21 protein-coding genes are annotated in these 20,491 nt (G+C 40.9%); 13 read left to right on the top strand and 8 right to left on the bottom strand.

The genetic code is table 11. From position 1 onward, the window contains the following. Position 1: 1 nt before the first annotated feature. From ACF8FD_RS14050 to ACF8FD_RS14000, 11 genes are all read left to right on the top strand, one after another. On the top strand, positions 2-919 hold the full coding sequence (locus ACF8FD_RS14050; RefSeq protein WP_160132061.1) for a hypothetical protein: 918 nt from the start codon (positions 2-4) through the stop codon (positions 917-919). A 216-nt stretch (positions 920-1,135) separates the two neighbouring features. Then, positions 1,136-1,564 carry a hypothetical protein gene (locus ACF8FD_RS14045; protein WP_340874118.1) on the top strand — a complete coding sequence of 143 codons (429 nt, stop codon included), beginning with the start codon at positions 1,136-1,138 and terminating at the stop codon, positions 1,562-1,564. After that, on the top strand, positions 1,564-1,872 hold the full coding sequence (locus tag ACF8FD_RS14040) for a hypothetical protein (RefSeq protein WP_392453499.1): 309 nt from the start codon (positions 1,564-1,566) through the stop codon (positions 1,870-1,872). The genes ACF8FD_RS14045 and ACF8FD_RS14040 overlap by 1 nt, the downstream gene beginning before the upstream one ends. A gap of 44 nt (positions 1,873-1,916) precedes the next feature. Further along, entirely contained in the window at positions 1,917-2,591 is a 675-nt protein-coding gene (locus ACF8FD_RS14035) for a hypothetical protein (RefSeq protein WP_058869364.1), read from the top strand. Positions 2,592-2,621: 30 nt separating this feature from the next. Next, complete coding sequence (locus tag ACF8FD_RS14030) at positions 2,622-3,359, top strand: hypothetical protein (protein ID WP_148826328.1); 738 nt, start codon at positions 2,622-2,624, stop codon at positions 3,357-3,359. A 12-nt stretch (positions 3,360-3,371) separates the two neighbouring features. Next, complete coding sequence (locus ACF8FD_RS14025; protein ID WP_392453498.1) at positions 3,372-4,049, top strand: 3'-5' exonuclease; 678 nt, start codon at positions 3,372-3,374, stop codon at positions 4,047-4,049. A 160-nt stretch (positions 4,050-4,209) separates the two neighbouring features. Next, the gene (locus ACF8FD_RS14020; protein WP_392453497.1) at positions 4,210-4,728 is read left to right on the top strand and encodes a DUF551 domain-containing protein; all 519 of its coding nucleotides are present in this window, start codon (positions 4,210-4,212) and stop codon (positions 4,726-4,728) included. Beyond that, positions 4,721-4,945 (top strand): hypothetical protein, encoded by a 225-nt coding sequence (locus tag ACF8FD_RS14015; protein WP_004694180.1) that lies wholly within the window; start codon positions 4,721-4,723, stop codon positions 4,943-4,945. The genes ACF8FD_RS14020 and ACF8FD_RS14015 overlap by 8 nt, the downstream gene beginning before the upstream one ends. Then, positions 4,938-5,255: a hypothetical protein gene (locus ACF8FD_RS14010; protein WP_392453496.1), complete on the top strand. Its 318-nt coding sequence runs from the start codon at positions 4,938-4,940 to the stop codon at positions 5,253-5,255. Before ACF8FD_RS14015 ends, ACF8FD_RS14010 begins: the two co-directional genes overlap by 8 nt. Beyond that, positions 5,252-5,578, top strand: coding sequence for a hypothetical protein (locus ACF8FD_RS14005; RefSeq protein ID WP_392453495.1), 327 nt, complete (start codon positions 5,252-5,254; stop codon positions 5,576-5,578). Before ACF8FD_RS14010 ends, ACF8FD_RS14005 begins: the two co-directional genes overlap by 4 nt. Beyond that, positions 5,568-5,834, top strand: coding sequence for a helix-turn-helix domain-containing protein (locus ACF8FD_RS14000; protein WP_392453494.1), 267 nt, complete (start codon positions 5,568-5,570; stop codon positions 5,832-5,834). Before ACF8FD_RS14005 ends, ACF8FD_RS14000 begins: the two co-directional genes overlap by 11 nt. On the opposite strand, the gene ACF8FD_RS13995 is transcribed toward ACF8FD_RS14000, so the two are convergent. The 3 genes from ACF8FD_RS13995 to ACF8FD_RS13985 form a co-directional block, all read right to left on the bottom strand. Continuing rightward, entirely contained in the window at positions 5,831-7,036 is a 1,206-nt protein-coding gene (locus ACF8FD_RS13995) for a tyrosine-type recombinase/integrase (RefSeq protein ID WP_392453493.1), read from the bottom strand. The two genes, ACF8FD_RS14000 and ACF8FD_RS13995, sit on opposite strands and share 4 nt — an antisense overlap. Positions 7,037-7,189: 153 nt before the next feature. Continuing rightward, positions 7,190-11,707 carry a translocation/assembly module TamB domain-containing protein gene (locus ACF8FD_RS13990; protein ID WP_234304815.1) on the bottom strand — a complete coding sequence of 1,506 codons (4,518 nt, stop codon included), beginning with the start codon at positions 11,705-11,707 and terminating at the stop codon, positions 7,190-7,192. 25 nt (positions 11,708-11,732) lie between these two features. Continuing rightward, on the bottom strand, positions 11,733-14,486 hold the full coding sequence (locus ACF8FD_RS13985) for an autotransporter assembly complex family protein (RefSeq protein WP_392453492.1): 2,754 nt from the start codon (positions 14,484-14,486) through the stop codon (positions 11,733-11,735). Between the two features lie 176 nt (positions 14,487-14,662). On the opposite strand from ACF8FD_RS13985, the gene ACF8FD_RS13980 reads away from it, so the two are divergent. After that, on the top strand, positions 14,663-15,982 hold the full coding sequence (locus tag ACF8FD_RS13980; RefSeq protein ID WP_234304813.1) for an MFS transporter: 1,320 nt from the start codon (positions 14,663-14,665) through the stop codon (positions 15,980-15,982). 4 nt (positions 15,983-15,986) lie between these two features. Further along, positions 15,987-16,622, top strand: coding sequence for a 2-polyprenyl-3-methyl-6-methoxy-1,4-benzoquinone monooxygenase (gene coq7, locus ACF8FD_RS13975; protein WP_004696505.1), 636 nt, complete (start codon positions 15,987-15,989; stop codon positions 16,620-16,622). 68 nt (positions 16,623-16,690) lie between these two features. Here coq7 and ACF8FD_RS13970 read toward each other — a convergent pair whose 3' ends face one another. The 5 genes from ACF8FD_RS13970 to ACF8FD_RS13950 all read right to left on the bottom strand — a co-directional run bounded on the left by ACF8FD_RS13970 (position 16,691) and on the right by ACF8FD_RS13950 (position 20,350). Continuing rightward, positions 16,691-17,128, bottom strand: coding sequence for a hypothetical protein (locus ACF8FD_RS13970; RefSeq protein ID WP_392453512.1), 438 nt, complete (start codon positions 17,126-17,128; stop codon positions 16,691-16,693). 169 nt (positions 17,129-17,297) lie between these two features. Beyond that, positions 17,298-17,741 (bottom strand): 2-amino-4-hydroxy-6-hydroxymethyldihydropteridine diphosphokinase, encoded by a 444-nt coding sequence (locus ACF8FD_RS13965; protein ID WP_234304811.1) that lies wholly within the window; start codon positions 17,739-17,741, stop codon positions 17,298-17,300. After that, a complete protein-coding gene (gene folB, locus ACF8FD_RS13960; protein ID WP_234305085.1) occupies positions 17,698-18,078 on the bottom strand; it encodes a dihydroneopterin aldolase in 381 nt (126 codons plus the stop codon). Before folB ends, ACF8FD_RS13965 begins: the two co-directional genes overlap by 44 nt. A gap of 145 nt (positions 18,079-18,223) precedes the next feature. Next, positions 18,224-19,522, bottom strand: a complete 1,299-nt coding sequence (locus tag ACF8FD_RS13955) for an AarF/ABC1/UbiB kinase family protein (RefSeq protein ID WP_078426644.1) — start codon at positions 19,520-19,522, stop codon at positions 18,224-18,226. 57 nt (positions 19,523-19,579) lie between these two features. Further along, positions 19,580-20,350 carry a HesA/MoeB/ThiF family protein gene (locus tag ACF8FD_RS13950; protein WP_392453491.1) on the bottom strand — a complete coding sequence of 257 codons (771 nt, stop codon included), beginning with the start codon at positions 20,348-20,350 and terminating at the stop codon, positions 19,580-19,582. Positions 20,351-20,491 lie beyond the last annotated feature (141 nt).

The raw sequence follows: 20,491 nt of genomic DNA, 5'->3' as shown, positions 1-20,491 counted from the left end.
TATGAGTAAATCTAAGTATGCTATAGACTTATCTCTAAAAAAGCTCAAACACAGAAATGGGCTTTTTTTAGGAGATGTTTGGTCTTATCACCTTGTTGATAACAATGATTCTATTCCCGTTCAAGATACTGTGGAGTCTTTAAAAGATAAATTAGAATTTAATCAGACAGAAAAAGAAAGGTATATTTCAGAAGTAACAATTCCCACTTCTTTAATGAGTGAAAGCAATATACTCGCACATAAAGCATTAGTCGCCGGAAGAAGCTTCCTACGTGATCTTAATAGTGGGCAACATAGTTATGCTGAAGTAACCGCATACAACGGATGTTTATTTTGGGCGAGATGCATTTTACTTTATTTGGGTATCTGGGTCTCACCTAAAAAGCTGCATGAGTCTTTCTGGATAATTGACATCTACCCTAATAAAGAGAAATCTATAAACGATTTGTTTAATTTTATCAAAATTGGAAATAAGCAACCTGGTCATATTGAGATATGGTTGATTTTAAAACGTATATTAAATACCTCGAAAAATTTACCATTTGACCCACATTTCCTAGCTTTTATAGATGAAATTGATGAAACTGCTATTGGTTTTAAAAGACATCAACTTCAATATTTAAATAATTTTTGGATTAATTCAGATGATTTAACTAAAGATTGCATAAGTATTGATGACTTATCTTGGGTTAAAAGCTTCACTCCTGATATTTATGCTAAATTGGATTTAAAAGATAAATCTTCAGACAATTCTCTTATTTATTTCTATTTCATCTTGGCCAGAAATTGCTATTTTTTATTAAACAAAATAAAACCCAGCCTACCTTCTGTCTTTAATGAAGAATTTGAAGAACTTAATAATTCATTTAATCTGCTTAAGATTTTAAATCAAAAAAATTGGTTAGATCAATTAATTTAGTGCTTCTAACAAACCCCATCCAACCCACCCCAGCGGTGGGTTTTCTTTTGTCTATTTAATCTCAATTTACCAATTTAGTAAAAATATTTTTAATAATTTTACCTTGCAGGTATTTACTTTATTTTACCCCACAGGTATATTTTATCTCACAGACATTAAAAAAGCGCACTGACCTGAGAAATCCAATGCGCTTTTACAGAAACTGCGAGATCAATTATGAACAAAACCTTATCCCCTTTCAATACCATCAAGATATCTCTTGGTGTAGCTGCTGTAACAATAGGCGTGCTTAGCTGTGGGTTTAAAACTGCACCGCAAGCTGCTCAACCTATCGTTGCCAACGTAGCACCTTCTGAATATCAACTCCTTGCATTACGTATGACTGGTGATAACCACGGCGAAGCGATTATTCGTTTAGATGGTTTCCGCGTTACTGCACGTTTTGAAGTTGAAGCATATCCTGACAGCTACGGCGTACCAGGTGGTGAATTCACCTCAGTTGATGTAACCAGCCTTGATGAAGTGACCGTTTCAGATGCCTTAGGTAATCCATACAACGACTTCACAAATCACATCGACCATCAGAACTTCAATGCTCTTATTAAGGGTTATATCGAAAAACATCGTTTAGTGGAGGCAGGCTAATGACTACTTCTACTCAAAAGTTTTCTGAGTTCATCAACCAAGATGACGAAGGCAACATTCGTATGCGTCTAGGCCATTCAACCTACTTTGAAAAAGGTCGCCATATTTATGTAGTGAATAAGGATGGTACCGAACAGCTAATTACGCTTGAGGTTCATGTTTCCAAGCCTTGGATCCGTGAAAACTTTGAACGTGAACGCACATTCCAACGTAAGAAGAACTTAGCAATCGCCCTACAACGCACACATATTCCACTTCGTGAACGGCGTGAGTACAAGCGTCGCGCAGGTTGGGTTGGTGCTCGATAGCAACCAATCCTCCCCTTTAAATAATGAATAGTGAGTAATGAATAATGAGTATTGCAACTTTAATCCTTGGCCAGTCTGGTACTGGAAAATCTACAAGCCTAAGAAACTTGGACCCGCGAAATGTGTTGTTAATTCAGGTAATCAAAAAGCCATTGCCGTTTCGTTCGCCTAATTGGAAATACATCACACCTGAAAACAAGCAGGGTTCAATTTTGGTCTCTGATAATCCTCAATTCATCATTAATGTAATTAATGGATCTAAGCGCCCAATCATTATTATTGATGACTTTCAGTATGTTATGGCGAATGAGTTCATGCGTCGCAGTTCTGAAAAGAGCTTTGATAAGTTCACCGAGATTGGCCGCAATGCATGGGATGTGTTCAACGCAGCAATTAATGCCCATGACCATAAGCGCGTATACCTTTTAAGTCATACCGAAGAAGACGCTCAGGGTAAAACCAAGATCAAAACTATTGGGAAGATGCTAGACGAGAAAATCACTCTTGAGGGCATGGTAACCACTTGCCTTCAGACTGCGGTGATTAATGGTCAATACGTATTCCAGACTAAAAACAATGGCAATTCGACTGTTAAGTCCCCTGATGGCTTGTTTGAAACTGACCATATTGAAAACGATTTAAACCATGTGGATGTGGCGATTTGCGAATTCTATGGCATCCCAAACCCTCAAATTCAAACACAAGACCAATCTGCTTAATAACCTAAATTTAAACTTGGAGTAATTTTCATGAATCAACAATACAAACAATTTGGCTTTAACCCTGACTCAGCAAAGCAAGCAGACAGTAGTCTACGTATTGAAGAAGCTGGTAAATATATTGGTGTGATTAAGCATATGGAATTTATCACAGCGAAATCAGGTACAACCGGTTTTGAAATTGAATTTGAAACAGACAATAAAGAATCTGCTTCATTTTCTATTTGGACCGAGAAAAAAGACGGTACTCCATTGGGTGGAGTTCACAAAATTAATGCACTGCTTGCTTGTGTTGGTGCTCGTGGTCTAACACCAACAAATGCACCTTTAGAGAAATATGACTTTGACGCTAAAGAGCGTATTACTAAAAATTGTGTAGTTGCTCCAGAAGTTGCTGGTAAGCGTATTGGCTTATTGCTTCAGCGAGAAAATTACCAAAATGACAACGGTGAATGGAAACACCAGATGAATTTCTTCTCTTGCTTTCACGCTCAAAGTGAGTTGATGGCCAAGGAAATTATTGAACGTAAAACTACACCTGAAGCACTACCAAAATCACTTGCTTCGCTTATGTCTAACCCTATCACGACACGTAAGCCTAAAAACAACAATGGTGGTGGCTACCAACAAAATAACAGTGGTGGTTATGGTGGAAGTAACCAGGGTTTTAACCAAAATAATGGTTACAACCAAGGCGGGTTTGATGGTTATTACGATGATGTGCCACCAGTGTTAGGTGCCAACCAGCAAGATGATTTTCCGTACTGAGGTTAATTGGCTATGAATGCATTGATTTTAGACACTGAAACTCACGACCTGAATGGTTACCCAATTGAGATTGCTTACGCACCTTGCTCTTTTGAGCAAGGGGTGTTGGTAATCAACCAAGGGGAAGTTTTTGATGAGTACTTCTCATGCCCTGAGCCTATCGCTCTGGGTGCTTTAGCAACGCACCACATTCTTGAAGCTGATATTGCTGAAAAGCCAAGCTTTGACACATTCAAGATGCCTCAAGATGTCCAATACCTAATTGGACACAATATTGATTATGACATTAAGGCTGTACAGAAATGCCAGCCAGACTTCACTGTCAAAGGTATTTGCACGTTGGCTTTATGTCGCATGGTATGGCCTGAATTGCCACACACATTAAGCGCTATGTACTACCACGTTATGGATGATTTGGAGCTTGCACGAAAACACCTTCGACATGCCCACAACGCTAAAGCAGACATCTATTTCACTGGTGTAATTCTAAAAACATTAGTAGAGCAGCTGGGCATTAAAGACATGAACTCCCTGTACATCATGTCAGAAACTGCCCGCATACCAAAGTACATAACTTTTGGGAAACATAAAGGCACAGCAGTTAAAGACCTTGATCCAAGTTATGTGACTTGGTTGCTACGTCAAGATGACTTAGATCCTTACCTACGTAAAGCAATTGAGGTGGCGTGATGTTTAAGGTCGGCCAACTTGCAGTAAATATTGATGAAGGCACAACACACCAGATTCGACACATCAAAATTCAGAATGGTGAGCAGATGCTAGGGTTTGGTAGAAAGCGGTTCGCATGGTGTTTTGCAAAATATTATAGAAAATATAAGAAGGTGGCGTGATGGATATTAAAGAAGAAAAATCAGAACTTAGTGAAACAATAAAACTTGTAGAAGCTGTTCTGGAGCGTTTGACTTTTCATGCTTTTGAAGACGTTTTGATATGGTCAAATGAACACGCAAGTCGTGCTTTAACTCTATGTTTGAAAAAGACTCTTAAAGAGTTTGAGAATAGGGAGTTAATTCTAACAAGTAGCTACCCAAAGCTTAAACATTTTTCGGTAGATAATGTGGTTAGAGGTTTATCCACAACTTTAGATCAAGCTCAAGAACGTCAAGACAACTTAAATAAAGAAATTGATGAGCTAAGTGATCAGTTGGCCAAAGCCCAAGCGGTGCCGAAATGGATTAGTGTCAAGGACAACCTACCACCCGCAAATATATTAGTGCTGGGAATGTCGCAAACTCGCAGCAATATATTCAATATCTACAACGTGATGGATTTAGATGAATTTGAAGAAGCTGACGTAACGCATTGGATGCCATTACCCGATGCACCACAGGAGCCAGCCAATGACTGATTTCAACCAGATAAAAATCAAACTAAAACTGTCAATCGGTTTTCCTGTAGCTAATCACGAGGAAGAAACTTTTCTAAGTGAGCATATCTCCGAGGAAGAGTGGAATAAATTGGGGTTCTTTGAAAAAGATGAATTTATTCAAAATGAAATTCTTCGCGAATGGGCATACGACTATATAGAAATGTCGGCACATATGGAGAATGAAGCTAATGACTGAAATTCAACAAACAAACATTGCTGTGGCTAACTTCATTATTGGTGAGCTGCACAAGGACAAGCCTTTTAATCTGGTTTTGGATACTGGTGAAACGGGCGCTTTGTATCACATTGCGAGTGAGTCACATCATTTGCACAGTAACTTTGTGCGGAAACTGGAAGCAACTTTAAGACAGCGCGTGAACAATGGCACAGGTGTTATTTTGGAAGTGAGTGATTCAAATGCTGACCTTTATTACCACATGCTATCGTCATATATCGCGAAGTTTGATCAGTATGGCGTGGTAAAAGCTTTGGGAGAAATATCGTGAATCTAATTGAGGAGTTGGGCGGGTATGAAGTTGTCAAAGGATTTTATGAAAGAGCTGTGAATCATGGTTTTAAGTTAATTGAAATTCGTGACGCCCTCATCGAACACCGCCGCCAGCACAATATTTTTGAACCTGATGATTATATTATCCATGACGGTGAATTAAAGGTTTTTGCAATGTGGTCCAGTGCGGTGAAAGGCTGCGCGTACATCGGATATGCGTATGCGGAAAATGGGGAAATGGCTCATAAGGATGAGTTTAGACACGCCACCGGTGAAGAAATCAAAGCGGGTAAAAGATTGGAGGTGAAAAGTGAAAATTAAGCTAAATGAAATGTCGCAGCAAGATAAAGATATGCGTTTAGATCGCTTCCTTACTGCATCAGATCAACAGTTATTTCCGCAGGAAGATGTAGCAATTTACCTCTCCTGCTCTGTCCACACCTTGCAGCGCTTGCGTTGTGCGGGTGGTGGGATTCCTTACACCAAGGTAGGTCGATGTGTTACCTACAAGAAGTCGGATGTGCTGGCCTACCAAGAACGACAGACAGTAATGAATACGGCCCAACTTGCCTCTTAATCGAAGCAGTTGAGCTTACCCTGATACACGGCTTCAATGTCATTCATTGCAAGCCGTAATTTTTTGAGTGATACCTGCACATAGCCACCAGTAACATCATTTTTGGCACCAGATCTATGGTTGAGTAATCGCTTAATCGTATATGGACCATAGTCCAAATTATTACAGATAGTGGCAAAAGTTCGACGCAAATCGTGCAGTGAAATTTCAATGCCTGTCTGCTCACCTATTGTTCTTAACAAGCCTTGAGCGCCTGCAATATGTTTTGCATCTGAAGTCATATTAGAACCCGGGAAAACATAATCATTTCTTCGCAGCTCATAGCGCTGTTTTATGATTTCAAATAAGTGGTCACCCATCGGCAGCAAGTGGTCATCACCGTTCTTTGGGTCTTTAAATACAAATAACCCTTTTTCAATATCTACATTTTCCCACTTCAAGGTTTGAGCTTCATTTCTTCGACAGCCTGTGTACATAATGAATAACACAAGGTCACGTGTAGCATTCTTGGAGGCATCTTCATATAAAGAACGCTCAGTGAAGTAATTCAGGACCGCATTGTAAAAAGTGTGGATATTACTTTCATCTAAGTGGCGTGTTCGTGCTTTAGTTTTATTCCAACCACGTTTTGCAGGAATAATATCAGCTGGATTTTGTTTGAGAATTGGATTTTCATCAGTAGAGCAATGGATTTGAGCAAAGCGCCAGATGGACCCGAACATTTTTAAAGTAAGGTTGGCTTGAGTGGGGCTGTATTCGGTTAGTTTAATAAACCGGTCAAATACATCCTTTTTATTGATTTCAAATATAGGCCGTTCCTTCCAGTCTGAAAGGAAGGTATTGATGCAGTGATTGTAGGTATTCACAGAAAGCGGTTTTAATTTTCTTTGTTTGAGATATAGATCGAATGCTTGGCTTAATGTCATTTCACCATTTAAGGCATCTTTCTTTTTCTCAAAAACACCATTGGCTATATCAGCCAAAATGGACTGGGCCTTTTTTCTAGCTTCTACAGGTGTAATCTCGTTGGTCTTGCCTAGCGTCACTCGGAATAACTTTCCAGCATGTCGGCGCTCAACAATATAGGATTTACTTTTAGTGGTAGCTCGGACTGCAAAACCAATCAGATCCGAGTCGCGATATATGGCTTGCCCTTTTTCGGTCAATGCAATAGCATCAACATTAGATTTGTTGAGTTTCATTTCAAGCTTAATTTACAAATTCGACACTTGCATTTTAAGCCTGAAATTACTCAACAGTCTACATATAGTCTACACGTTATTTTTTAGTGTAGACGTGATGCATAATAAATTGCTTTATAACAATAACTTGCATAACACCACACTTTCCCACCATTAGAACTTCCAGTTATAGAAGACGTCGATTGCACGCTCTAATGACTGACTCGCCTCTAAGTACATACGTTTGTTCATTTGATAACGCAGAGTCAGTTTATTGACTGGCGTAAAGACACCCACGCCATAACGAATATATAAGTCAGGTGTAATATAACCCGTCAAGCTGACTTGTGTGTCATCCCCTGTACCTTGAGCATCCAATGCTAAACCACTTAAGCCAAAAGTACGTCCAATTTGGTTCGTAAAGGCACGTGTACCGCCTAAACCTAAACTAATCCCTGCGGCAGCAATGGTGTTGTTGACATCTGACTTAAAGCCTTCCGTTTGACTTAAACCAGTTGTACCTTCATTAATTCGGCCTGTAATTAATGCATTCAAAGCTTCTTGCTCAGAAAGCCCCGCATCGTTATAGACTTGAATATTTGGAGATGTTGCCGTACCTGTCACACGGAAACCCACCGTGCTGCCTTGTACATTTTTATTTGCATCGACATCCAGTGTTGGGTTGCTCAACACACCGTTAAAACGTGCAATGGCACGGTTTAAATCCAAACTCTGTCCATAAGCTTCAATTTTAACTTTCTGACTTACCCCAATTGCACCATTGGCACGCATTGCTGTTTCAGCACCGCGCTGCGACAGATATAAACGTCCTAACAATGGAATACGACTATTAAACCCTTGGAACACAACTTGATTACCTAGTCCAACCATCACATCAGCACGAATATCCCAAGGTTTTGCGCTATTTAAAATCGCCAATTGGTTTTGACCTTCTCTGACTACGCGTACATCAGATGATACATTCACCACAGGTACAGATGCTTCAGGCATCGAAATAAGCGCACGAGGCACTTGAATTTCACCGTTTAAGGTTAATTTCTTACTCAACGGTAAAACATCCAGTGTGATTTTAGGCGTCACTAGCGCGGTAATTAATGGCGCTTGGCGAATCAGTAGATTTTCTCCATTCAACTGAAGCTGAATGCGTGGATCATTTTTCCAATCTACCGTCCCTGTAAGTGTGCCCACACCACGACCACTGTTAAAAGCACCATTGATGGTGGCTTGGTCTTGGCGTATAGCCGAATACAGCTGAATATTGGTCAAGTTGACTGGCAATGAAATCATACTAATCGAACCGTCTTTCAGACGGACATCGCCTGTAAGTAGTGGTGCTTTTAGCGTTCCATTAATCTTACCTGCATACGAAATTGTTCCACCCATCGAACGTACATCCGCAATGAAAGGTTTAAAGACTTTAAGTTGTACCTGATCAAATGCAATTTCACCGCGCATAGGCATATTGTCCTGATACGGATCAATAACCACATTAGCATAGCCCACACCAATTTCAGGTGTTTTGACATCCAAACGGATTTGTAATCCTTCTGCGATGCTTTTGGCAACCAAAGCCACTTGTTCATATTTTAAGGTTGAGCCCATATCTTGTGGGTCATCCGCCGCCAAGCCAATCACACCATCACGGGTGACTAAGCGCGCATCAATTTTTGGTTTAGATCCTTGTGCCCAAACCGCTTTAGCATGTCCATTTAACTTACCTGTAATCGCTAATCCTTCAGGCATAAAGGCAGCAAAGTCGTTTAGGTCGAGGTTTTGAGTCAAGAATGAAATATTGCCACGTGTTTTACTGACTCGAATCGGTTGGTCAAAACACAACTGACTTTGTTGACTCATCCAACAATGCGCACCAATCAACAAATCTGCTTTGGCACTGTTATAGACCACGGCTGCACTTTGGCGCTGTACCAAACGTGCACGTAAAGAGTCAAAATCACCTTTTTGGATCTGACCTAACCAATCATTTTGCGCATTAAAACCACCTGCCAATTGCACATAAAATTTCGACTTTTCGTTTTGTGCAGAAACTTTTAATAAATGAGCTTTGCGAATACCTGCCAGTGAAATTTCACCTTGTTGAATTTCACGATTACCACTTCTTAAGCTTTCCATTTTTGCAGTCAATAATGATGGCGTTGTTTCCGATGTCGGCAATTGCCCGACAATGCGTAATTTACGCATATCAATCAGATCTTTAAAGCCAAAATTATCCACTGCTAAGTTTGCCGTAGCCCTTAAACGTGGTTGAGATTGAATATTTAAATAACCGTAGGCACGGCCACGTAAACCCGCATAAATTTCATACAGTGCAGGCGCATTAATATTCAGTCTTAAATTTTGCGCATTACCCGTCGCTTGCACTTGGTTTTTGGCATAAGCCAACAGTAGATTATTCGCTTCAAACTGTTGCGGTAAAAAGCCCTTTTCACTGGAGTTGAGCACCAAAGCTAAATTACCTGTACCACGCAGTGGTTTATTATTGAGCATGCCTGCGAGGTTTAAGCTCTCAATGTTAATGCGTTTTAAAGCATCCGACCATGTGCCTTTAGTTTTCACTACACCAGACAATTCGCCTTTAACACTAGATGCAAAATATTGTGGTTTAAAACGAATGAATGCTGCATTCACATCCCAAGTGATACCGTGAATAAAATGCACCAAACCACTGGCATTAATTTGACCTGCCACACCATTGTGTTTCAACTCAGTTACTTTAATAAACTCAGGCGTTCCTGAAAGTTTTAGGTTTAACGCACCCTGACTCGCTTCAAACTGGCTGGCTTTTAAAGCGCCATCATAGTTCACTGCATAGCCTTTGAAAGCACCACCAGCTTTTTCATCATTAAACAGGAGTGCCGCGGTTGACTGACCCGTTAAGTGAACCGTTTCATTATTGCCCACCAGTTTTCCAGTCAGATCAATGCCCTGTAGCTGAATGATTTGCTGATTCGGTTTGGCATAGCCACTTGCTTGGAGCTTTCCATTCAATAGATTAACTGGTGAAGCTTCTGCTACCATTTGCGGGTTAAAATCTTTCGCGTTTAAAGCAGCTTTCCACTTCAGTTGACGTTTCTCATCTGGCAGCTCTACCACAGCATTACCACTTAAGCTTCCCTTACCTGCTACATAACTAAAACTCGGCACATTTAAATTATTATTTTTAAAATTTAACTGCGCGAGGTAATTACCCGCAGGTAACGTCGCTTTTTCGTGTTGACTCACAACAGTAGCAACATGAATATCTTGCTGACCTTCAACCAACGCCAGTTTTACATCCCCTGAAGCACTACTTAACCAGCCGATATAAGGCACGGCACGATCAATATTTTTCCAAGAGACATCCATCAACATTGGCTGGACTTTGTTATTTTTCTCTGGGTTTTGGTCTAGTGCGAGATGCCATGCTTCATAACGATCAAAGTCTAGATCTGCAGTTAAGTGTAAACCCTTTTCAAGCGTACCTTTGGATGCAATTTTTGCATCCAAACTTGGTGGTAGAAAGTCAGAAACTACTTGTGGCAGTACATCGTCTTTAGGATTGATTTTATCTAAACGACCTTGTATGTCCCAAGTGACATGATCCTTCCAACTTACCACACCACCCAGATTGACCGAACCTTTCATCAACTGAGCATTTAGGTTATCAATGTCAAGTTGATGAACCAAGTCGGTATGCATCAAGGCTGTATATTGACCTTTTGGAATATCTTTACCACTCAGATCTGTATTTAAGTCGATATTTAAACGTTCGATATCACCTGAAAATTTAGCAACGCCTTTTTCAGCATAGAGTTTGTAATCGGTCAGGAGTGGTAAGTTGTAATGATTAAATTTAAGCTGACCTTGCATCGGTACATGCTTACGTACAGGGTGCAAAATGGCCCAACCCGTCAACAGGTCAGGTGTTCGCGTTGCAAAACCCGCTTGGATAGTGTCCAGTGTCCCTGTTGCGTGTACAGCAATATCATGCACATTTAAACTATCACGCAGTGCCGGTAGGTTGGCAATTGCGGTCGCCTCAAGTGGATATTTCCCTGAGAATTTCATTTTCCCAGTTGCATTACGAACTGCTAAATAGCCCATGTCCATGCGAGAGTCTTCAAACTCAAGTTCCGTCCCCGACCAGAGGGCATTATTTAAATGCACATCATAAAAATCTACTTGGGCATCGGATGCAGTCCGGATATTTAAATGATCAATATCTGCTGTATCTAAACGTAAAACAAAGGGTAATTTAATTTCGCTGAACTTAAAGGGTTCATCACTCGGTTCACCTTTGGTAATGATGCGCAAATTGCGTACATCAGCTTCACGTAGATGAATCTCCTTATCTAAGATGGCACGCCAACCCAAAATCACGTCAGCACGGTCAATTTTGACATCGACAGGCTTTAAGGTAACCACCACATTTTTAAGGATAATGCCTTTCCACAGATTACCGCCTTCATATTCATATTGAATAATCTGCTGACGTTGTAAAACTTGGTCGAGTAAAAACTTACTGCCTTTATCGGTAGAAAACATGACCGCAAGCGATATCACCAACAAGATGAGCGTCAACAACAGCGTCAAAATGACACTTCTAAAAATACGTCGCTGTTTGATAAGCGGCGCAGGTGGTGTTGGTTCTTGCTGCTGTTCTACTTCAGCCATAGTCTTCCCAAAAAAGTGTTAAATATTATAATAATGAGCCAATAAAGAAATGCACACGTATCGGATGACTATCATCAGAAATACCTGAAGCTACATCAATCCGGATCGGGCCTATCGGTGATGCCCAACGCACACCAAGACCAATACTGTATTCGGTGTCATTGCTAAAATCTGTATCATAAGCATTACCAAAGTCGCTGAATACTGCTGCACGCCAGCCTTCTTTAAATTGGTAATTGTATTCCATGGAGCCGACAGCTAAGGCTTGACCACCCACTTTAAAACCATCGACCACAGGTGACAAACTCTTGTAGTCAAAACCACGAATGCCTTGGTCTCCACCCGTGAAATAACGTAAGTTATAAGGGACTTTATTAAAGTCTGAGGTAAAGATATAACCGAGATCGCCACGTCCAACAAATTGGTGGTTGTCATTTTCACCCAAGGAATAGATAAAACGCCAACCTGCATTTACGATGGCCATATCTGCATCTGAAAGCAAGCTTTCGCTTCCCAGTTCAATTTTATAAGTTTGTTTAATTCCCTTACTTGGGTTTACACGTTTATCGCTATCGATTCTAGAAATTTCATAACCCAATAAAAGCGACTCTTGCTCAGGATCATTATTTGCAATAAATGCATCAGGCAAATCATCTACTTTCGCTGAACCCTTTTGCGTCAATCGATCTAAACGGTAACGTACACCATAAGTATGTTGCCAATTTCCCATAGGGTTTTTAATAACACGGTCAGCCCCAGCAACAGCAGACTCAGTGAGTAAGTTTACGCCTTGTCCGATGTCATCTCTTTCTTCACGCTCATACCCGCCCACGAGACTGATATAATCATTTAGTGGATGTTTATATGGAATATTATAGCGACCATCGATAGATTGACGAATTTCTGAAAGTTCTAAGTTGGCATCAAAAGAGTGTCCACGCTGGTTCACAATCGCACGGCGATACTGTGTACGTAAACGAGCACCTGAGTCACTACCATAACCTGCCCCGACTTCTACACTATTTAACTGGTCCGCATTTAAAGTAACTTTAACAGGAATTACTTTTGTTTCTCGAGCTTCCAGTTTTAAACGTTCTTCTTCACTTTCTTTGGTTTCTTGTGCGGTGCGAAGCGCTGCTTGTGCTTTGTACTGCTCGGCATCATTGACACCGGCGAACTGTGCTTCGCTCACCACAGACTGTGTTACTTCACGATTTGAAACAACTTCTTTCCTCTCTTGGATCAAAGCATCTTGACTAGAAAGCTGTTGTTCATCGACCAATTGCTGTAAATCAGGCGGTAACTCACGAACTCTTTCAACCGGATCAGGTCGAACAGCATCTACCAAACTGTAGTTGAAGTAACGTGAGTTGGTCAAATTATTGGCCAAACCATTAACACGCCAAAAGGTATAGTCCGCGCCAGGCTCCCAAGTCACTAAACTTTGTAAAACATCTAAATCAATAGGCAGTGGTTTGCTTGGATCACTCATCACAAACTCAACACCGCCGAGTTTATAACGTTGACCTGTTTCATAACGTAAGTTAATGTCTGCCGTATTTTGCGGCTGCTCAACTTTCACATCATGTAAGCGCCAGTAACTATCAAAGAAACCGTTATTGCTGGCCGCTTCATTAATTCGTGCTTTGGTCGACTCGTATAAGCCGTGGTGCAATACATCACCAACGTCTTGCTCTGGTAAGACTTTAATCACTTGGAACTGCGGTAAGTACTGACCTGCACCACTAAACTCGATATTTTGTTCTTCAATCCGCACAGGAGTATTCGGTACCACTTGAATGCGCACACGGTTACTGCTGGTTTTTTTAAACTTAAACTCAGCATTATAAAAACCGACAGCTTGTGCGGCTTGGTTGGAGAGTGAACGCAACTGTGGCAGTGCAGAAGGAAAGTCTTCAAAAGACTCTTCGGTAAAGCTAGAAACTTTGCCTTTAATATTTTCTTTTAAATTAACCAAAGCGGCCTGATATGCTTTATTGGATATTTCACCTTCATATTTCGCATTGATGATTTCGACATCCACACTGATCCGCGGCACCTTTGCAGTATCCAGTTCTCTTGGTGGTCGAATTTTATAAAGCATGCGCTTAAAAAAATTGGGTTCTTTGGCAATTTGCTCTTCAGTACTCATGCCAAAGTCTAAGGTATTGCCTTCCGTGTTGGCTTCTACTGAAATTTTACTGTCTGCTTGAATGCTTTGCATCAGTTGATCAACATTGACTGGAGCTTGATTAATTTCCGCCATTTCCTGCTGAGTTGCATCACTCACCACCAACTCTGTCGTTTGACCACTTCGGTAAGCTTGGGCTTCTGCTTTCGCTTGCTCAGCCACCTGATAAATATCATTGGCCATGCCTTGATCAACTTGTACAGTTGGCAAATCTTCAAGATCATCAAACTTAATCGGTGCAAATTCAGGTAAATTTTTTAAAGCTGTCTGTTGCTGTTGCAACATTTGCATACTGTCTGGAACCGTGGGCCGAATTACAGCATTTTCAACTTTTTTTAATTTGTCCGCGCTACCCATACCTTGACGAATCGCTTCTTTTTTAATGTCTTCAGTGAATTGTGTAGAATTTTGTGGCTCGACTTGTACGTTACTTGGTTCAATCACAACGGGGGTTTCAGCCAAAGCCGCTTGTGACAAAAGCGTTAAAAAGATACTCAGACACAAATATTTATTGTTATGATGCCACGGTATGAAAGAATTCATACTCAATGAAAGAGTCGACTTTTTAAATTGTGTTTTGGCAAGCATAGAAAACTCTAAATTTATTTAATCGTTATGGATTTGCTCTAATGAATTGTCACAAAAGAACTGAAATCTATTGATTATTTTACCCAATTTCAGGTTTTAAATATCTTACATGATTTTATTGGACGTTTGAGCAATTAGTCACATTTCTTAATAAAACTTAATGCAGTGCAAAAAGCATGAAAAACAATGAACATCTATTAAGTACCCGTCGTTTTCTTCCCATGTTTATTACCCAATTTTTTGGTGCTTTAAACGACAATGTCTATAAACAAGCTTTGCTTTTAGTCATTACTTATGGATGGATTAATCAACAAGCTACAGATGTCAGTACCTTAAATAATTTGGCCGCGCTGTTATTTATTTTGCCTTACTTCATTTTTTCTGCAACCGCAGGACAAATTGCCGATAAGTTTGAGCGCTCACAACTCATTCGTGGCATCAAAGTTCTAGAAATTGTGATTATGCTCATCGGTTCCGCGGGTTTCTTATTGGGCAATTTATGGCTACTGCTCTTGGCTCTATTTATGATGGGCACACATTCCACCTTCTTTGGCCCCATTAAATACGCCATTTTACCTGAGATTCTAAAACCGAATGAACTCATGTCAGGCAATGCGCTATTTCAGTCGGGCACCTCCATTGCTATTTTAATCGGGATGATTTTGGGTGGCGCAGTTATTTCGGTTTCTCAAGGCAATCTTATTTGGATCAGCCTGACTGTCGTCAACATTGCTGTTTTGGGTTATCTATCCAGTCGATTTATCTTAAAACAGCAAGTCAGCTCACCCGAGTTAAAAATTGACTGGAATTTCTTTAGAACCAGTTTTCAAACACTCAAATATGCCAAAAGCCTCCCCCTCATCTTTATGATTTTACTGGGAAATTCGTGGTATTGGTTTTACGGCGCGACCTATCTCACCCAAATTCCACAGTTGACTCAACAAAACCTACATGCATCAGAAAATGTCGTCAGTCTTTTACTCACGTTCTTTTCTGTCGGGATTGGAGTTGGCTCCCTGCTGTGTCGTAGAATTGGCGGCTCTGAAGTGCATATTAAAATGGTGCCTATCGGTGCGATTGGACTCACCCTATTTGCCTTTTACTTGGCTTTGAGTCTGGCTTATGTCCCAGAGCGTACAGGGGCAATGATGAATGTCGCGGATATGTTTAACCACGGTGCAATTTACTACCATGTCATGCTTGCGGTGACCTTGCTCGGCATCAGTGGCGGTTTTTATATTGTGCCGCTATACGCCATGATGCAAGCCTATTCACCGCGTTCACATCGTGCACGTGTTGTTGCCGCAAACAACATTTTAAATGCGGTGTTTATGGTGTCATCTGCTGTATTTTCGATTATCATTTTAAGTGTTTTGAAGATTGATATTAAAATACTTTTCAGCATTACTGCTGTACTGAGTGCGGGATTTACGCTGTGGTTGTTATATCGACTCAAACCCATGCTAAAAACCGTACAACCTGAGTTAGAGGACTAAAGTTATGCGTCATTACACTGGCATCGATAAATTTATCAATTCTTTTGATCAAGCCCTGCGTAGCTTAGTTCCAGGCACGACGTCTGCTCAACGTGAAAACCCAGGCAAGGCGGTCGAAACCCAACTCGCCGTGAGTGAAGCACGTCATGTTGCAGGTTTAATGCGGGTCAACCATAGTGGTGAAGTCTGTGCGCAAGCGCTTTATCATGGGCAAGCTTTAACGGCAAAACTGCCAAATGTACGCCGCGAAATGGAACAAGCCGCGATTGAAGAACAAGACCATCTTGCATGGTGTGAAGACCGATTAAAAGAGCTGGATAGCCATACCAGTCTGCTCAATCCTATTTGGTACGGCTTATCCTTTGGTATGGGCGCAATCGCAGGCATTGCAGGCGATAAATATAGCTTAGGTTTTGTTGCAGAAACTGAACGCCAAGTGAGCCTGCACTTACAGCATCACATCAGCCAACTCCCTGCTCAAGATGACCGTTCTCGTAATATCCTTGTGCAAATGAATGAAGATGAATTACATCACCGTGATACAGCACTGAATGCTGGCGGTGTCGATTTACCGATTCCTGTCAAAATCACCATGACGGCTATTTCAAAACTCATGACCAAGACCAGTTATTTTATTTAAGCAAATATGCCTTACTCTTATAAAAAAGCAGTGGTTATGCCACTGCTTTTTTATTGACTCTAATTTGCTTATTCCGCTGATATCGGCAGTAATAAGGTATTACCCGCTTGCTTTAAATTCGCCGTATATTTTGACGCCAGTGATGGGTTAGATGGATAGCTTTTCCCATTGTACTTCAGTATGACCTGTCCCAAACCACGGGTATAAACCGACAAATCACGCCAACCTTGGGTTTGGGTACTTAAGGCATAAATCGGTGTAGATGACACGGTCATTTTGCTATGCGGTTGAAAACTTCCATTTGCAAGACCTTGAAAGACCAGCAATGTACAGCCACCAGAACCACACCACTCCATCCCACTTAATAGCACCACGGCGTCATCGATTCCGTCTTGGTTTAAATCATATAGGCTAGTTTGATAATCCGATTGATCTTGCGTATAGGCTTGCACAGCTAGTTTTAACCCTTGTTTTTCAGTAGGTTGAGGTACACTCGTTGTATCCATAGCAGTTGTAGTTGTCGCCGTCATTTTGGACGGAGTTGAATGACAGCCCGCTAAAAACATGGCCAAAGAAAGAGCACTCAAAATTTGTATTTTCATGAAAATAGCTCGCTGCGAATTGTGTTTTGTAAGTATGTTAAGCCAGTTCAAGTGCCAATCACACTTCGATATGTTATTTGGCTTCCAAGCAGCTCACCGTTGGAAATACATGCGCTTGATGTTGAAATGCATTATCCTTCCACACATCGAACATTGGAATTTTCACATCTAAAGCCAAAGGCAATTTTTTGGGATTGAACTGCATATGCTCTAAGTCTCTCCCCCATGCAATCAAATCAACATCCAATGAAATCTGATGCGATGGGCGGATACGCCCAGATGTGGCTTCCATATTTTTCAGCAATACCGAAATATCGGCAACGGACAAAGACGATTTCAGCAAACAGGCTGCATTCCAATAATCTGCCCCAACCCCATCGCGGCATGGAATTAAATAAATATTCGAAAAATGTAGTTGCCCAATTTTAGCAAGTTGCTCAGAGGCATATAAAAAATGTTGCTTGGGATTATTATTACTCGCCAGAGCTAGGGCGAAAATCGTTTCGGTGGCGTTCAAGACGAATTCCTACAGAATTTGCTTGCGCGAAAATGGCAGGCTTACGGATGGTAATATTAATCGATTCAATCGCATGAAAGGTAGAAAAAAGTGCGTTGATGACCAATTTTGCCGCATGTTCAATCAGTTCAGGCTTAGCATCTTGAATGACCTTTGCTGCAATTTCACAAATTTCAGCATAATTTAAGGTATGGTCTAAGTCATCTGAGTTTGAAGCTTGTTCCAAATCTGTTTGAATAATCATATCCAACATTAAAGGCTGAATAATCTGACGTTCCCAGTTAAAGCAGCCAACCACTGTTTCAACTTTTAAGCCTTCAATGATAATTGCGTCCACATTATTACCTTTAACAGATTTTGACATTTTAATCCCTGCCTTGCGAAACCATGTTTCTCACCGCTTAAACAGGAAAGCGTTTTTCAGCCCCTCCTTTCAAAAGAAGGACTGAAAGGTTCTTTTGGTGAATGTGCTTCAAAAGAACTTAGTTTTTTAACAACACATTTGGATCCATAGTTTGCACCATTTGCAAACGCTGGTCAGCATAGATGTCGGTATACGGTGCAAGGATGCGCATGAAACGATCGAAATACAGCATCTGTTTAAATAACAAGGCAAAATCACGCGGGAAGCGAATACCGTGACGCTCGCCCACTGCGACCATATCCATCATGATGTCATTCAAATCTGCTGGGTTTGAACTCAGTAATTCTTGCGGATCTGCCAACAACACACCACTGAATAAACGCTCAAGATCTGCGGCCAACACCTGAGTATCAATCTTCACAGCGGTCATGCCCATTTTCAGCATGTTTTCCGCCATGAGTGCATAATCCGTTTTTTGTAAGGCATCCATAAACGCGATACAAGCTGTCCATACTTCAGGTTTCAACTGTCCCACAATGCCGAAATCAATAAAACCCACACGACCATCATCAAGCAGCATTAGGTTTCCAGCATGTAAGTCAGCATGGAAGCTATTACACATCATCAGGCTACCAAACCATGTATTCATGGCAGTAATCAGGACTTGTGAAGGATCTTTACAGCGCTTTTTAACCACTTCAAAATCAGTCAGTGGTACGCCGTAAAGACGCTGCATGGTGAGCACACGGCGAGTCGAATATTGATGATAGACCTTAGGTGCCATCGCCTTATGGTTTTGTGTGATATTGAGATAGTTTACAAAGTCATCCAGATTACTGGCTTCTTCAATAAAATCGACTTCGCGAACCATACGGGTTTTGATTTCTTCCACAATGTCTGCAAGCGATGCAAATTTGACTTTAGGCACTGCTTTTTCTAAAACCTTGGTTGCCCAGTGCAGAACATTTAAGTCGGTATAGAGAATCGTTTCTACACCTGGCTTTTGTACTTTAATCACCACATCTTCGCCTGTCACCAGCTTTGCAGCATGGACTTGAGCAATAGACGCTGAAGCTAAAGGTGTTTCATCAATCGATGCAAAAATCTCAGACAGATTTCGGCCTTCAAACTCAGAAGCTAAAACCCCTTGTACATAACTAAACGGTAAAGATGGGGTTTGGTCTAAACAGCCTTGAAACTCTTCTACGTATTCACGTGGAAAAAGTGAAGGTGTACTCGCAATAAATTGCCCCAACTTGATATAGGTTGAACCCAGAGACTCAAAGGTTTCACGCATCAGTTTGGCATTACTTGGTTTTTCAGTGGCGTACTTAATACCGGCACGTGCTGCAATGACTGCTGTTTCCCCAACACGGGCAACAGAACGCAGTCCATCTAAAAAGATATTGTTTTTCATAATATCGGTCAAAAATAAATTGTATTGAGTGTATCAAAGAATGAAAAAATTGTAGGCTTATCTTGCCTGACAAACTGGACAATCTGTATCTTTTTCGAAAGCAAGCAAACGTTGTTTCATACTTAAGCCATCCCAAAGTAACAAGCGTTGTTTGAGTGCAGTCACATTTAAACCCAAATATAAAAGTGCATGATGCGCTTGAAGACTGGCCATTACATTTGGGGTGGTAGCTAAAACGCCCGAATCTGCACAGCGTAGGCTTTCATTTTCATGTTCTTCTTTCGGGAACAGACATTCATAGCAAGCGGACTCACCTTCCACCATAAAGAGTTGCCCTTGAAAACCAATGGCCGATGCACTGATGAGTGGAATATTGGCCGCTTTACACTGCTGATTGACCAAATACCGCGTCGTAAAATTATCACAACCATCAAGAACTAGGTCCTGACCAACAATTAAGCGAGCTGCATTAGATGTATCAAGCTTTACAGTATGCGCATGGACTTGAATATAGGGATTGATCTGCTTTAAACGCTGGGCCAAAACCTCTGCTTTATAGAAACCGACATTGTTTTCTACATAGGCAATCTGTCTTTGAAGATTGCTTACTTCGATGGTATCAGCATCTATCAGGGTGATTTGCCCTACGCCAGCACGTGCCAGTAACTCCGCTGTCATACAACCAATACCACCACAGCCTACGATAAGTACATTGGCCAACTTTAATTTTTCTTGTGCCTCTATATCCCATCCGTCCAATAAAATTTGGCGGCTATAGAGATGTATTTCAGCATCACTGAGTTCTAGACTTTCATCTAACTCGTCCATGATTCAGCCTTTCGCTAAAGAAAATGTTGATGGTGAATTATAACCATGAAACCAAAGTTAGCTATGCACAAATTCAATAAATGCTATGAGCTTTAGATGGCTCAACTTTTTTCATTTTTAAGTAATGGAGATTGAATCATA

The sequence above is a fragment of the Acinetobacter sp. TYF_19 genome (assembly GCF_043105125.1).
Taxonomy (GTDB): domain Bacteria; phylum Pseudomonadota; class Gammaproteobacteria; order Pseudomonadales; family Moraxellaceae; genus Acinetobacter; species Acinetobacter johnsonii.
Note: the sequence above shows the minus strand (reverse complement) of the source record. Positions and strands in the feature narration are given on the sequence as shown.

Coding starts and splice junctions, on each gene's coding strand:
- ACF8FD_RS14040 (WP_392453499.1), top strand. CDS start 1,564: ATGACTACTTCTACTCAAAAGTTTTCTGAGTTCATCAACCAAGATGAC.
- ACF8FD_RS13950 (WP_392453491.1), bottom strand. CDS start 20,350: ATGGACGAGTTAGATGAAAGTCTAGAACTCAGTGATGCTGAAATACAT.
- ACF8FD_RS14025 (WP_392453498.1), top strand. CDS start 3,372: ATGAATGCATTGATTTTAGACACTGAAACTCACGACCTGAATGGTTAC.
- ACF8FD_RS14030 (WP_148826328.1), top strand. CDS start 2,622: ATGAATCAACAATACAAACAATTTGGCTTTAACCCTGACTCAGCAAAG.
- ACF8FD_RS14050 (WP_160132061.1), top strand. CDS start 2: ATGAGTAAATCTAAGTATGCTATAGACTTATCTCTAAAAAAGCTCAAA.
- ACF8FD_RS13985 (WP_392453492.1), bottom strand. CDS start 14,486: ATGCTTGCCAAAACACAATTTAAAAAGTCGACTCTTTCATTGAGTATG.
- coq7 (WP_004696505.1), top strand. CDS start 15,987: ATGCGTCATTACACTGGCATCGATAAATTTATCAATTCTTTTGATCAA.
- ACF8FD_RS14010 (WP_392453496.1), top strand. CDS start 4,938: ATGACTGAAATTCAACAAACAAACATTGCTGTGGCTAACTTCATTATT.
- ACF8FD_RS14020 (WP_392453497.1), top strand. CDS start 4,210: ATGGATATTAAAGAAGAAAAATCAGAACTTAGTGAAACAATAAAACTT.
- ACF8FD_RS13990 (WP_234304815.1), bottom strand. CDS start 11,707: ATGGCTGAAGTAGAACAGCAGCAAGAACCAACACCACCTGCGCCGCTT.
- ACF8FD_RS13995 (WP_392453493.1), bottom strand. CDS start 7,036: ATGAAACTCAACAAATCTAATGTTGATGCTATTGCATTGACCGAAAAA.
- ACF8FD_RS14045 (WP_340874118.1), top strand. CDS start 1,136: ATGAACAAAACCTTATCCCCTTTCAATACCATCAAGATATCTCTTGGT.
- ACF8FD_RS13955 (WP_078426644.1), bottom strand. CDS start 19,522: ATGAAAAACAATATCTTTTTAGATGGACTGCGTTCTGTTGCCCGTGTT.
- ACF8FD_RS14015 (WP_004694180.1), top strand. CDS start 4,721: ATGACTGATTTCAACCAGATAAAAATCAAACTAAAACTGTCAATCGGT.
- ACF8FD_RS13970 (WP_392453512.1), bottom strand. CDS start 17,128: ATGGATACAACGAGTGTACCTCAACCTACTGAAAAACAAGGGTTAAAA.
- ACF8FD_RS13980 (WP_234304813.1), top strand. CDS start 14,663: ATGAAAAACAATGAACATCTATTAAGTACCCGTCGTTTTCTTCCCATG.
- ACF8FD_RS14035 (WP_058869364.1), top strand. CDS start 1,917: ATGAGTATTGCAACTTTAATCCTTGGCCAGTCTGGTACTGGAAAATCT.